Raw genomic sequence first — 13110 nt, 5'->3', positions numbered from 1 at the left:
TGTCACTTATTAAGTTGCATCCTAAATGTTTAATTGATCTGGATCAATCATCAATTCTTCGCGCTAGGCGCTACAGGCACTATGAGACTAACGAGCTATACCGATTTTGGATTGAGAGCCCTGCTCTATCTGGCCACCCTGCCGGAGGGGGAACTGTCGAGCGTGGCCAAGGTATCCGCCTTGTACGACGTATCCCGCAACCACATGGTGAAGGTGGTGAACCAGTTGGTAAAACTGGGCTATCTGCAGTCACAACGCGGCAAGAATGGTGGCATCCGCATGGCGCGCTCCCCCGACGAGATCAATATCGGGCAAGTGATCCGGGCGTTGGAAGGCAATCTGGACGGGATCGACTGCAGCTCCCCGGTCTGCCATATCGTCTCCGTCTGTCTGCTCAAGAGTGCCTTGAAGGAGGCGATGAACGCCTTCCTCGCGGTGATGGATGGTTATACGCTGCAGGATTTGCTGGCAAACCGTGACGAGTTGCAGCAGGTGTTCGGTGAGCTCATCCCCACTCTGGTGCTGGAGCCGGATGACGAGAGCGAGTGAAACAAAAAGGCTGCCATTGGCAGCCTTTTTTCAATCCTCGTACCCTGAATCGTCCCGGTACAGGTGCGGCATGATCCTCGCCATCTTCACCATGTTGTTCTCCACTTCGAGAATCTCGATAGGGTAGCCCGCCAGCCTGACACTGATGTTGGGTTGGGGGATCTCCTCAAGGTACTCCAGGATTGCGCCATTGAGGGTCCGTGGGCCGTCCATGGGCAGGTGCCAGTCCATCTCCTTGTTCAGCTCGCGGATGCTGGCGGAGCCTTCGACCAGGAAGGAGCCGTCCGGCTGGGGATGGATCTCGTCACTCGGGGTCGGTGTCATGGAGGTGGTGAAGTCACCGACAATCTCTTCCAGGATGTCGTCCAGGGTGATCAGCCCCTGAATATCGCCATATTCGTCGACGATAAGGCCAATTCGCTCCTTGTTGCGCTGGAACTTGGCCAACTGCACGTTGAGGGGGGTCCCCTGGGGGATGAAATAGATGGGGTCGACTTCCCGCAGCAGGCTGGACTTGCTGAACTGATCCCGGGCGACCAGTCTCAGGGCATCCCGTGAGTGCAGGAAGCCGACGACGTCATCGATGTTGTCGCGATAGAGCAGGATCTTGGTGTGGGCGCAGTGGGCCAGCTGGCGCAGTATGATCTTCCAGTCGTCATTGATGTCGATGGCGGAGATCTCGCTGCGCGGGACCATGATGTTCTCCACCGTCATCTTGTCGAGATCCAGGATGCTTATCAGCATCTCCTGGTGGTGCTTGGGAATGAGATTGCCCGCCTCGTTGACGATGGTGCGCAGCTCTTCGGAATTGAGGGAATCATCCTTGTTGTGCTCGAGACGCAAGAGTTTCAGCAGCAGGTTCGTGATGCTGTTGATGAGCCAGACAAGGGGGGCGAACGGCACCATCAGCCCCTTGAGGATCCAGGAGGCAGGGTAGGCTATCCGCTCGGGGAACATGGCCGCCAGTGTCTTGGGGGTGACTTCCCCGAATACCAGCACCACCAGGGTCAGCCCGAAGGTGGCAATGGCGACGCCGAGATCCCCGAACAGCCGGATGCAGACGATGGTCGCGATGGCGGAGGCCAGGATGTTGACCAGATTGTTGCCGATGAGAATGAGGCCAAGCAGGCGGTCCGGCCTGGCCAGCAGCTTCTCGACCCGGCGGGCAGCCTTGTGCTTGGTCTGGGCCAGATGCCGCAGCTTGTAGCGGTTGAGCGACATTAGACCGGTTTCGGAACTGGAGAAGAAGGCTGACAAAAGGATCAAGATAACGAGAACAATCAGCAATGTACTCGTTGAGATACTGTCCAAGAAGGGCTCCTGTAAGGATGGTTGGGGAATGTTCGTGTGTCAGCTAAGCAGCACTTCCTTGACGAAACGGCTGCCAAAATAGGCCAGTGTCAGGATGAAGCTGCCGATGAGGCTCAGCATGATGACCTTGCGGCCGCGCCAGCCACGGGTATGGTGACCCCAGAGCAGCAGAGCGTAGACGCACCAGGCCAGGATAGAGAGGATGGCCTTGTGGGACTTGCCCTGGGCAAACATGTCTTCCAGGAAGAACAGGCCGGATGCGATGGAGAGGGTCAGCAGCAGCAGACCTGCGGAAATGAGCTGAAACAGGCGCTTCTCCACCGTCATCAGGGGTGGCATGGCTGGCAGGTGGCTGATCTTTCTGGATTTCAGTTGTCTGTCCAGGCAGGCAAGCTGGAGGGCAAACAAGCAGGCGATCATCAGTACCGAATAGGCCATCAGCGCGAGGCCTATGTGCAGCAGCAACTGGGGGTGCGCTTCCAGATGGGTGATGTAGCGCCCGGGAATGAGCGCGCCGGCCGCCAGCAGCAGGGCTGAAAAACTGTAGACGACGGGCAGCAGGATCCAGCCGTTGAAGCGTCGGGTGACGCAGGTCATGAAGCAACTGATGATAAGGCTGACCAGGGACGCCACGTTCAACATGCTGAGATTCTGGCCGGAATGGGTGGCCAGCACTTCGCTGCCCACCGCCATGCCATGGGCGGTCAGGGCCAGGCCGACACAGGCGAACAGCGACACTTGCCCGACGGGCTTGGCGCTGAGCAGCAGGTGCAGTGAGGCGATGATGGCCAGCAGGTAAAACGCCAGGGCCAGAACAGAGATCACGATCATAACCAGGTCGTTGTCAAACAAGCTTTATGGATAAGAGGGGCAGTATACCTTGCACAAGATATGCTCGCCAGTTGTGCCAGAGGCTAACTGCCCACATATAAGTAGGCGTTGATGGTCACCGTGCGGCGAATAATCGTCCTCCGGCGTTGACTGGGGTATACTGCCCTCCATTTGTTGACCTGCCCGTTCGATGGCAGGCCGCCGCGGCAAGCGGCGAGTAATCGTCCCTAGAGTGCTGACCGGGGTATAATGCCCCCAGTGTCACGCCAAGAACCGGAAAGCGTCATGTTTGAGAATTTGACTGAACGACTCTCGCGCACCCTGCGCAATGTCAGCGGCCGCGGCCGCCTGACCGAAGAGAACATCAAGGATACCCTGCGCGAAGTCCGCATGGCGTTGCTCGAGGCGGACGTCGCCCTGCCGGTGGTGCGCGATTTCGTGGCGCGCGTCAAGGAACGTGCCGTGGGCCAGGAAGTGGCCAAGTCCCTGAGCCCGGGCCAGGCCTTCATCAAGATCGTCCATGGCGAACTGGTCACCGTGATGGGGGAGGCCAACGAACAGCTCAACCTGGCTGCCCAGCCGCCGGCCATCATCCTGATGGCAGGTCTTCAGGGGGCCGGTAAGACCACTACGGTCGGCAAATTGGCCAAACTGCTCAAGGAGCGCAGCAAGAAGAAGGTGCTGGTGGTCAGTGCGGACGTCTACCGTCCGGCGGCGATCAAGCAGCTTGAGACCCTTGCGGGCGACATCGGTGTCGACTTCTTCCCGAGTGATGCCAGCCAGAAACCGATCGCCATTGCCACTGCCGCCATCGATCAGGCGCGCAAGAAGTTCTATGACGTGGTGATCGTCGATACTGCCGGTCGTCTGCACGTCGATGGCGAAATGATGGCGGAGATCCAGGATCTGCACGCCACCATCAAGCCGGTCGAAACCCTGTTCGTGGTGGATGCCATGACAGGCCAGGATGCCGCCAATACCGCTAAGGCCTTCAACGAGGCGCTGCCGCTCACCGGTGTGATCCTTACCAAGGCAGACGGTGATGCCCGCGGTGGTGCCGCACTGTCGGTGCGTCACATCACCGGCAAACCGGTCAAGTTCATCGGTATGGGCGAGAAGACCGACGCGCTGGAGCCGTTCCACCCGGATCGTCTCGCCTCCCGCATCCTCGGCATGGGGGATGTGCTCTCTCTCATCGAAGAGGTGGAGCGCAACGTCGATAAAGAGAAGGCGGCCAAGCTGGCCAGCAAGGTCAAGAGTGGCAAGGGCTTCGATCTGGAAGACTTCCGTGAGCAGCTGGCCCAGATGCGCAACATGGGTGGCATGATGGGGATGCTCGACAAGCTGCCCGGCATGTCCGGCCTGCCGGACAACATCAAGGATCAGATGGATGACAAGCTCACTGTGCGGATGGAGGCCATTATCAGCTCCATGACGCCGAAAGAGCGTGCCCATCCCGATCTCATCAAGGGCTCCCGCAAGCGCCGCATCGCTGCGGGCTCCGGCATGCAGGTCCAGGACGTGAACAAGCTGCTCAAGCAGTTCACCGAGATGCAGCGCATGATGAAGAAGATGTCCGGCAAGGGCGGCATGCGCAAGATGATGGGCCAGATGAAGAACATGCTGCCCCCCGGATTCGGTGGTGGCGGTCGCGGTCCGTTCTGATTTTCCTGTTGGTCAGGCAGAAAGGCTCACCTTGGTGAGCCTTTTTCATGCCAATCCCTGCGCAAAAAATAGCTGGCTTGGTTGCAATTATTACGAATCCAAGTAGAATTACGCGGCTTATTTTAAGCTAGGGTCTGCGTATTTGCAGGCCTTGTTCATTAGATGTTTATGAGGACGATATGGTAACCATTCGTTTACAACGTGGTGGCGCGAAAAAGCGTCCGTTCTACCAGGTAGTAGTTGCTGACAGCCGTAACGCCCGTGACGGTCGTTTCATCGAGCGCGTCGGTTTCTTCAACCCGGTTGCTGCTGGTAACGCTGAAAAGCTGAACCTGGACCTGGCTCGTATCGAGCATTGGGTTGCTACTGGTGCCGCTGTTTCTGACCGCGTTGCCAAGCTGATCAAAGACGCTGCCAAAGCTGCTTAATCAGCCAAACGGTAGGGAGTTAAGGTGGAAAAACCTGTAGTTCTGGGCACCCTGGGTACCGTTTACGGAATCAAGGGCTGGCTTAAAGTGAACTCCTTCACCGATGTTGCCGAAGCGATTTTCGATTACAACCCCTGGCTGATCAATCAGAACGGGGCGTGGCGTGAAATCCGGGTGTCATCCTGGAAGCGTCACAACAAGGGTCTGATCTGCAAACTCGATGGTATCGATGTGCGTGAGGATGCCCTGGCATTGACCAACGTCGAGATTGGCGTCCCCGCCGATCTGTTGCCTGCGTTGCCTGAAGGTGAGTTCTACTGGCGTGACCTCATTGGTTGCACCGTGGTAACCACCAAGGGATACGACCTGGGCAAGGTGACCGAATTGATGGAAACCGGCTCCAACGATGTGTTGGTGGTTGAGGCCAATGTAAAAGATGCCTTTGGTGCAAAGGAGCGGTTGATACCGTTCTTGGAAGAGCAGGTGATCAAGAATATTGATCTGACTGCTCGAACAATCGAAGTTGATTGGGATCCTGGTTTCTAGTTTCCCGCGCTAACACGGGTGCCGGAGGTTTCTTATGTGGATTGGGGTCATTAGCCTCTTCCCGGAAATGTTCCGAGCCATTACCGAGCACGGGGTAACGGGTCGGGCCGTCAAGAGTGGCCTGCTGCAGATTGAGTGCTGGAACCCTCGGGACTTCACCCACGACAAACACCGTACGGTCGATGATCGTCCTTATGGTGGTGGGCCCGGCATGTTGATGATGGTTCAGCCGCTGCGTGATGCCATTCATGCAGCCAAGCAAGCGGCGGGAGACGGGGCGAAAGTCATCTATCTCTCTCCTCAGGGACGCAAGCTGACTCAAGCGGGCGTGACCGAGTTGGCGACGAATCAGAAACTGATTCTGGTCGCCGGTCGATACGAAGGTATCGATGAGCGCGTGATACAAACCGAAGTCGACGAAGAGTGGTCTATCGGGGATTACGTGTTAAGTGGTGGCGAGTTGCCTGCCATGACCCTGATCGATGCGGTTTCGCGTCTGGTCCCGGGGGTCTTGGGCGATCAGGCCAGTGCCGAGCAGGACTCCTTCACGGATGGCCTGCTGGATCATCCCCACTATACTCGGCCGGAGGTGTTGGATGGGCTGACGGTGCCCGAGGCGCTGACAAGCGGCAATCACGAAGTGATTCGGCGCTGGCGACTCAAGCAATCGCTCGGACGAACCTGGCAGAGAAGGCCGGAACTTATTAACAACCTAGCTCTGACTGACGAGCAAGAATCACTTCTTGCCGAGTATGTCCGCGAAGTGCGTGACAGCGTTAAGTAGAGTTTTCAGTTTATCCTAGGTAAGGAAAGACAATGAGCAAGATTATTCAGCAGCTTGAACAAGAGCAACTGCGTACCGACATCCCGGCTTTTGCCCAGGGCGACACTGTACGTGTTCAAGTTCGTGTTAAAGAAGGTGGTAAAGAGCGTCTGCAGGCTTTCGAAGGCATCGTGATTGCCAAGCGTAACCGCGGTCTGCACTCTGCTTTCACCGTTCGCAAGATCTCCAACGGCGAAGGTGTTGAGCGTGTATTCCAGACTCACTCTCCGCTGATCCACAGTGTAGAACTGAAGCGTCGTGGTGATGTTCGCCGCGCCAAACTGTACTACCTGCGCAACCTGTCCGGCAAAGCTGCTCGTATCAAAGAGAAGCTCAACTAATTCGATTCGAATTGGTGTCGGTATGTCGGCGAAAAGCTCGACAGGTAGTGAAAAGGCTCGCCAATGGCGAGCCTTTTTTGTATCCGCTTTCGGGTGTTCCAGCTCAACCTGGCTGGCTGACCCGCACCACCGAGTTGTCACGCCCGAAGGGGCCAGGCACATAGTCGTCCGCCTCCCAGTCGTTGTCATAAAGGGTTTCACCATCGGGTTGCACTAGCTGATAGCAATACTCGAAATGGCTGGGGCCATTGGTCGGCAGGTTGAGTGTCGCCTTGAACTCCCCGTTTTTCATCCTCTTCAGTTCAATGGGCTGCCACTGGCTGAATTCACCCAGCAGCAAGACCTGCTCGGCATCACCGGCGGCCTCCTTTTCGACGGCAAAGGTCACCTTGACCTCGGGACGCGATTTGAGGAATTGCTTGTTGATCGGCATATGGACTCCTTGTCACTGGCTGCGAAGAAAGTAGCGCTGGTTGTTTTTATATCACTTTATGACAAAGATGTTGATAAACAGGATCAAAGGGGGAGGGCAAAATGGCGCTGCAGGAGTTGATGGGTGAACTCGATCTTGAGGTAGAAGCCCCGTGGTAGCGTCATGATGGGTTGGCCATTGCGGCCGATGGCGCGGGTCAGCGCCTTGCTGTTGGCCGCCTTGGGGCGCAGCTGCAATACCTGGCCGTGGCGGGCGCTGATCTGCTCCACTTCCCCCAGCACTATCATGTCCATCAGCTCTTCCCAGTCCTGGCGCAGCAGTCCTTCTTCCTCTTCATTCGGGCTCCATAGCAGCGGCATGCCGACGCGACGGTCGCCGACAGGGATGTCGCGGCTGCCTTCCACCGGGATCCAGAGCACCCGCGACAGCTTGTTGCGCACGTTCGACTCCTCCCAGCGCTGGCCGCTGACCCCGATGAGGGGGGCCACGCAGACAAAGGTGGTTTCCAGCGGGCGCCCTTGAGGATCGACGGGGATCGTCTTGAGCTCGATACCGAGATCCGGAAAATCCTGCTCGGGACGGCTACCTGCACTGGCCCCCAGCTGCCACTCGATCAACTGCCCTGTCCAGCCCTTGTCACGCCTAAGATCCCGCGGTACGGGGATGCCCGCCGTTGCGGCAAGCTGGGCCAGAGTGAAGCCAGCCATGGCGTAGGCTCGACTGAGCAGCTCTTGTTCTGACTGGGGATTGGCGGGCATGAGGGCTCCTCTGGAGATAATAGACATCGCAATACGGATCCTTGCATGGTATCGCTGATTTTGTAACCGATCCTCGCCCGACTATACACAGGGAGACATGGGTGACAGAATTCAACATATCTAAATGATTTTAAAGGGTTTTACTTTATTTATCCAGTATGTTGGCCCGCCGGATCTCCGCATAAACGAGTTGTCCAAGGGTTTGTGCGAGCTGTTGCACACAGTTATCCACAGAAATCTTGGATAACTGGCGTAAAGTGGTGAAAGGAAGCGTGGCACCAGAAATAAATGTGAGAGTACGCCGATTTTCAGCGCCATTTCGGTGCAGATAATGCGCCATATCTGTGGATAAATCCGTCTTGGTGGATCTTTGAGCAGTCGAACTTGTTCACAATTGACAGGCTGGATCCTCTTAGGCAAAAGACATGGATTTTGATCCAGCAATAAAACTATAACCTTATGTATTTAAATGTATATTTTGTTTTTAAGTGAATCGGGTATGATATGCTTCCGTGCAATGCCACAGTATAAAACTACTGTATATACCTGCTTGATCACAGGTTTATGCACAGTCTGGGTGGGCAACTTGCCTAGCATGAACCTTCAATTTGTTTATAACTTTGCTTGAAATGCCAAGTTATTCATGAATGGAAGATGACAGTCCCTGTTTGCCGCCACGGGGTGAATGTGGAACAATCTCGTTATAGATTCAGCCTTTATAAGGTGATCACGTGATAGATGGTGACGGATTTCGTCCCAATGTCGGCATCGTGATCTGTAACCGTGACGGACAAGTATTGTGGGCTAAGCGCTATGGGCAGCACTCCTGGCAGTTTCCGCAGGGGGGGGTTGATGATGGTGAATCGCCGGAACAGGCCATGTATCGTGAGCTGTATGAGGAGATAGGCCTCAAGCAGGACGATGTGACCATACTGGCGACCAGTCGCAACTGGCTGAAGTATCGCTTACCCAAACGACTCGTCCGCTGGGACAGTTCACCGGTCTGTATTGGCCAGAAGCAGAAATGGTTTTTGTTGCAGCTCGATCCTGGCAAAGAGTCCAGGATCCAGTTTGGCTGTCATGGTCACCCGGAATTTGATGATTGGCGTTGGGTCAGCTTCTGGTACCCGGTTCGTCAGGTCGTCTCCTTCAAGCGGGAGGTTTACCGCCGGGTGATGAAAGAGTTTGCCCCGCTGGCCATGCCAGTCCCCGTGGTGCAGGCTAACCGAAAAGATGGGCGGCGCAACCGCTCGCGTTAAGGAGCATAACTAGTTGCTGACGGAACTCAGACGCATCGTGGAAAGCATGGCCGAGGCCAACACCCTCGAACAAGCCCTGCATGCATTGGTGAGCCAGACCCGGCTCGCCATGACGGTGGACTGTTGCTCCGTCTATGTCGCCGAGCCAGAGATGCGCCGCTACCGGCTGGCGGCCACCGATGGCCTGGCCGAATCGGCCGTGGGCAAGGCGACCCTGCCCTTCGAACAGGGCATCGTCGGTCTGGTGGGTCAGCGTGAAGAGCTGATCAACCTGGCCGATGCCCCGGCCCACCCCAGTTTCAAGTTCCTGCCCGACGTGGCCGAGGAGGCGTTTCGCTCCTTCCTCGGTGCCCCCATCATGCATCAGCGCCAGGTGGTGGGCATTCTGGTGGTGCAGCAGAAAGAGAGTCGGTTGTTCGATGAAGGGGAAGAGTCCTTCATGGTCACCCTGGCGGCCCAGCTGGCGGCTCGCATCGCCCAGGCCCAGGCCAAGGGGTGGTTGCAGAAGACCGACTGGAGCAAGCCCCTGCGCGGCATCGCCGGGGCCAGCGGCATCGCCATCGCCAAGGCCTGGGTGTGGCGCCCGCGCAAGGCGCTCAACACCATCACGCCGCGCAAGGACGAGGACCACGGCAAGCAGCTGGCCCGCCTCGAGCTGGCGGTGGAGGAGGTGCGCCACGATCTGGAGAGCCTGGCGCTGCGCTTTCGCGAGAGTTACAGCCAGGACTCGGTCGCGATCTTCGACATCTATCTGCACCTGCTGGACGACCCTGGCTACATCAAGCCGATCCGCAACAAGGTCAGCAAGGAGCACTGGACCGCGATCTCCGCGGTCAAGCTCATCAGCGATCGCCTGATCGAACAGTTCAAGGGGATGAAGGATCCCTACCTGAGAGAGCGCTCCACCGATGTGAAGGATATCGCCCAGAGGCTCATCAGCCGCCTGGTGCAGGACGAGCCCGAGCAGCTCACCATAGGGGAGCCCGTGGTACTGGTGGCCGACGAGGTGACCGCCACCATACTCGCCGAGATCCCGCGGGAATTCCTGAGCGGCGTGGTGTCGCTCAAGGGCGGGACCAACTCCCATGCCGCGATCCTGGCCCGTGCCATGGGGGTGGCGGCCATCATGGGGGTGGATCTGCCCCTCGGTGACATCGGCGGGCGCACCCTGGTCATCGATGGCTACAGCGGCGATCTCTTCATCGAACCCAACCAGGTGATCCTGACCGAGTACCGGCAACTGCTGAGTGAGGAGCGGGCACTCGACACCCTGGTGCGTAGCGTCGACAACCAGCCCTCCGAGACTGCCGACGGCACCAAGGTCTCTCTGCTGCTCAACGCAGGGCTGAGTGCGGATACCGAGATCTCCCTCAATCATCTGGCGGACGGGGTCGGGCTCTATCGCACCGAGATCCCCTTCATGCTGCAGGACAGCTTCCCTTCGGAGTGGGAGCAGACTGCCCGCTATCGCGGGATCCTGGAAACCTATCGGGATCGCCCGGTGTGCATGCGGACTCTGGACGTGGGGGGGGACAAACAACTGCCCTATTTCCCCATCGTGGAGGAAAATCCCTTCCTTGGTTGGCGGGGGATCCGGCTCACCCTGGATCACCCCGAACTCTTCCTGGTTCAGCTCAAGGCCATGTTGCGGGCCAGCGAAGGGCTGGACAATCTGGCCATCATGCTGCCGATGATCAGCAGTGTCAGTGAAATCAAGGCCTCCCGTCGTCTGCTGGATCAGGCGTGGCGCGAGGTGTCGGAAGAAGCGGCCAGCCGCGATGCGGTGATCCGCTACCCCAGTCTCGGGGTGATGATCGAAGTCCCCTCCGCGCTGTACATCCTGCCGGAGATGGCGCCGCTCATCGACTTCTGGTCGGTGGGCAGTAACGACCTGACCCAGTACCTGCTGGCGGTGGATCGCAACAATGCCCGTGTCGCCAGCATCTACGATGCCTTCCATCCCGCGGTGATCCGCGCTTTGCAACTGTTGGTCGATGCCTCTCAGCGCTATCACAAGCCGGTCTCTGTTTGTGGCGAGCTGGCTGGCGATCCGGTCGGAGTGCTGCTGCTGCTGGCCATGGGCTATCGCCGTTTCAGCATGAATACCCACAACATCTCCCGTATCAAATACGTGCTGCGGCAATCCGACCTTGGCGAGTTGAAGGCGCTGATGGCGGATGGTCTCAAGCATGACAATCCTCACGTGCTGCGGGGCCTGTTCGCCCGATATCTGGAAGAGCACGGTCTGGGCGGATTGCTGCGGGCTGGGCACAAGGTCAGGCTGCCCGATTGATATTCCACCTTGTTACTGCGTAAGAATGATCGGAGAATGCGGCTTTTCTTATGATTGGGGCCGCCTATGCAGCACGACGGATATTGGGTTTTCTCGCAGATTGATCCCGTAGCATTCAGTTTGGGACCATTATCGGTACGCTGGTATGGTCTCATGTACCTGTTCGGTTTTGCCTTCGCCATGTGGCTGGCAGGTCGCCGCGCCGATGCACCCAATAGCGGCTGGACCCGCAACGAGGTCTCGGATCTGCTGTTCTACGGCTTCCTCGGGGTGATCCTGGGAGGGCGCATCGGTTACGTGCTGTTCTATAACTTCGATCTCTTCCTCGCCGACCCGACCTATCTGTTCAAGATATGGACCGGTGGCATGTCGTTCCACGGTGGCCTCATCGGGGTGATCACCGCCATGATCTGGTTTGCCCACAAAACCCAGCGCCACTTCTTCACCGTGGCGGATTTCGTGGCGCCGCTGATTCCGTTCGGCCTCGGTGTTGGCCGCATCGGCAACTTCATGAACGGCGAGTTGTGGGGTCGGGTGACCGATGTCCCCTGGGCCATCATCTTCCCGGAGGCGGGCCCCGAGCCGCGTCACCCGTCCCAGCTCTATCAGTTCGCGCTGGAAGGGGTGGTGCTCTTCATCATCCTGAACCTGTTCTGGCGCAAGCACCCGCCCCGTGGCGCCATCTCCGGCATGTTCCTGCTCTTCTACGGTCTGTTCCGCTTCCTGGTGGAGTTTGTTCGTCAACCAGACAGCCAGCTGGGTCTCTACTTCAACGAGATCAGCATGGGTCAGATCCTATCTACCCCGATGATAGTGGCGGGGGGCCTCATGGTCTGGGCCGCCTACAAGCAGCCCCGTCTGTTCGGCAATGCACCCAAGGAGGCGAAGTAATGCGTGCCTATCTCGACCTGATGCAGAAAATTCTGGATGAAGGGACCGTCAAATCCGATCGCACCGGCACCGGGACAGTCTCCTTGTTCGGTCATCAGATGCGCTTCAATCTGGCGGAAGGATTCCCGCTGGTGACCACCAAGAAGTGCCACCTGCGCTCCATCATTCATGAGCTGCTCTGGTTCCTCAATGGCGATACCAACACCGCCTATCTGAAAGAGCACGGTGTCAGCATCTGGGATGAGTGGGCCGACGAGCACGGTGATCTGGGGCCTGTCTATGGTGCCCAGTGGCGCTCCTGGCCAGCGGCCGATGGATCCGTCATCGACCAGATCCAGAAAGCGGTGGATGACATCAAGCACAACCCGGATTCCCGCCGCATCATCGTCTCCGCATGGAACGTGGGCGAGCTGGACAAAATGGCGCTGGCACCCTGCCACGCCTTCTTCCAGTTCTATGTGGCGGATGGCAAGCTCTCCTGCCAGCTCTACCAGCGCAGTTGTGATGTTTTCCTTGGCCTGCCGTTCAACATTGCAAGCTATGCGCTGCTGACCCACATGATGGCGCAGCAGTGCGATCTGGAAGTGGGGGACTTTGTCTGGACCGGTGGCGATGTGCACCTCTATTCCAACCACATGGAGCAGACCGCACTGCAACTCACCCGCGAGCCGCGCCCCCTGCCACAACTGGTGATCAAGCGCAAACCTGACTCCATCTTCGATTACAGATTCGAGGATTTCGAGATCCAGGGCTATGATCCCCATCCTGGGATCAAGGCGCCTGTCGCTATTTGAGTAAGTAATGAGCCTGGGGCGAGTCCCGTCACTCAGGTGACGATGAATTGACACTCAGCTGTTAGAGGCGCCTGCGGGCGCCTTTTGCATTTTATGTGAATTTATATGCGGTGTTCCGGGTGGAGAGAAGGCTCTTGAAAGAGGGTAGTAACCGGCTTATAGCAGGCATTATCTGTTTTGCTTTCGGT

Annotated in this window: 14 protein-coding genes; 10 read left to right on the top strand and 4 right to left on the bottom strand. The window is 57.6% G+C overall.

Going from position 1 to position 13110, the window contains the following annotated elements:
* Positions 1–81 precede the first annotated feature (81 nt).
* Entirely contained in the window at positions 82–549 is a 468-nt protein-coding gene (locus ACNPAA_RS02035) for an Rrf2 family transcriptional regulator (protein WP_039039978.1), read from the top strand.
* 30 nt (positions 550–579) lie between these two features.
* Here the strand turns inward: ACNPAA_RS02035 and ACNPAA_RS02030 are convergent, their stop codons facing one another.
* Both ACNPAA_RS02030 and ACNPAA_RS02025 read right to left on the bottom strand, forming a co-directional pair.
* Positions 580–1860, bottom strand: coding sequence for an HlyC/CorC family transporter (locus ACNPAA_RS02030; protein WP_010673081.1), 1281 nt, complete (start codon positions 1858–1860; stop codon positions 580–582).
* Positions 1861–1899: 39 nt separating this feature from the next.
* Complete coding sequence (locus ACNPAA_RS02025) at positions 1900–2691, bottom strand: cytochrome C assembly family protein (protein WP_201873124.1); 792 nt, start codon at positions 2689–2691, stop codon at positions 1900–1902.
* Positions 2692–2976: 285 nt separating this feature from the next.
* On the opposite strand from ACNPAA_RS02025, the gene ffh reads away from it, so the two are divergent.
* From ffh to rplS, 5 genes are all read left to right on the top strand, one after another.
* The gene (gene ffh / locus ACNPAA_RS02020; protein ID WP_010673083.1) at positions 2977–4356 is read left to right on the top strand and encodes a signal recognition particle protein; all 1380 of its coding nucleotides are present in this window, start codon (positions 2977–2979) and stop codon (positions 4354–4356) included.
* 179 nt (positions 4357–4535) lie between these two features.
* Positions 4536–4784, top strand: coding sequence for a 30S ribosomal protein S16 (rpsP, locus tag ACNPAA_RS02015; protein WP_010673084.1), 249 nt, complete (start codon positions 4536–4538; stop codon positions 4782–4784).
* Between the two features lie 24 nt (positions 4785–4808).
* Complete coding sequence (rimM, locus tag ACNPAA_RS02010) at positions 4809–5330, top strand: ribosome maturation factor RimM (RefSeq protein ID WP_039039979.1); 522 nt, start codon at positions 4809–4811, stop codon at positions 5328–5330.
* Between the two features lie 34 nt (positions 5331–5364).
* On the top strand, positions 5365–6114 hold the full coding sequence (gene trmD, locus ACNPAA_RS02005) for a tRNA (guanosine(37)-N1)-methyltransferase TrmD (RefSeq protein ID WP_010673086.1): 750 nt from the start codon (positions 5365–5367) through the stop codon (positions 6112–6114).
* 32 nt (positions 6115–6146) lie between these two features.
* Entirely contained in the window at positions 6147–6494 is a 348-nt protein-coding gene (gene rplS, locus ACNPAA_RS02000; protein ID WP_005313505.1) for a 50S ribosomal protein L19, read from the top strand.
* A gap of 103 nt (positions 6495–6597) precedes the next feature.
* Here rplS and ACNPAA_RS01995 read toward each other — a convergent pair whose 3' ends face one another.
* Positions 6598–6927 carry an isoamylase early set domain-containing protein gene (locus tag ACNPAA_RS01995; protein ID WP_109421862.1) on the bottom strand — a complete coding sequence of 110 codons (330 nt, stop codon included), beginning with the start codon at positions 6925–6927 and terminating at the stop codon, positions 6598–6600.
* 83 nt (positions 6928–7010) lie between these two features.
* The gene (gene mutH / locus ACNPAA_RS01990) at positions 7011–7685 is read right to left on the bottom strand and encodes a DNA mismatch repair endonuclease MutH (RefSeq protein WP_042014896.1); all 675 of its coding nucleotides are present in this window, start codon (positions 7683–7685) and stop codon (positions 7011–7013) included.
* A gap of 731 nt (positions 7686–8416) precedes the next feature.
* Between mutH and rppH the strand changes: the two genes are divergently transcribed.
* The 4 genes from rppH to thyA all read left to right on the top strand — a co-directional run bounded on the left by rppH (position 8417) and on the right by thyA (position 12922).
* Positions 8417–8944 carry an RNA pyrophosphohydrolase gene (gene rppH / locus ACNPAA_RS01985; protein WP_010673089.1) on the top strand — a complete coding sequence of 176 codons (528 nt, stop codon included), beginning with the start codon at positions 8417–8419 and terminating at the stop codon, positions 8942–8944.
* A gap of 13 nt (positions 8945–8957) precedes the next feature.
* Complete coding sequence (gene ptsP / locus ACNPAA_RS01980; RefSeq protein WP_323937326.1) at positions 8958–11237, top strand: phosphoenolpyruvate--protein phosphotransferase; 2280 nt, start codon at positions 8958–8960, stop codon at positions 11235–11237.
* A 66-nt stretch (positions 11238–11303) separates the two neighbouring features.
* Positions 11304–12128 carry a prolipoprotein diacylglyceryl transferase gene (gene lgt, locus ACNPAA_RS01975; RefSeq protein ID WP_043153049.1) on the top strand — a complete coding sequence of 275 codons (825 nt, stop codon included), beginning with the start codon at positions 11304–11306 and terminating at the stop codon, positions 12126–12128.
* The gene (thyA, locus tag ACNPAA_RS01970) at positions 12128–12922 is read left to right on the top strand and encodes a thymidylate synthase (RefSeq protein WP_039039983.1); all 795 of its coding nucleotides are present in this window, start codon (positions 12128–12130) and stop codon (positions 12920–12922) included. Before lgt ends, thyA begins: the two co-directional genes overlap by 1 nt.
* Positions 12923–13110: the final 188 nt, after the last annotated feature.

The sequence above is a fragment of the Aeromonas sp. PS2Canimalfood6 genome, from assembly GCF_048276795.1.
GTDB lineage: Bacteria > Pseudomonadota > Gammaproteobacteria > Enterobacterales > Aeromonadaceae > Aeromonas > Aeromonas caviae.
This window is presented reverse-complemented; position numbering and strand designations above follow the sequence as displayed.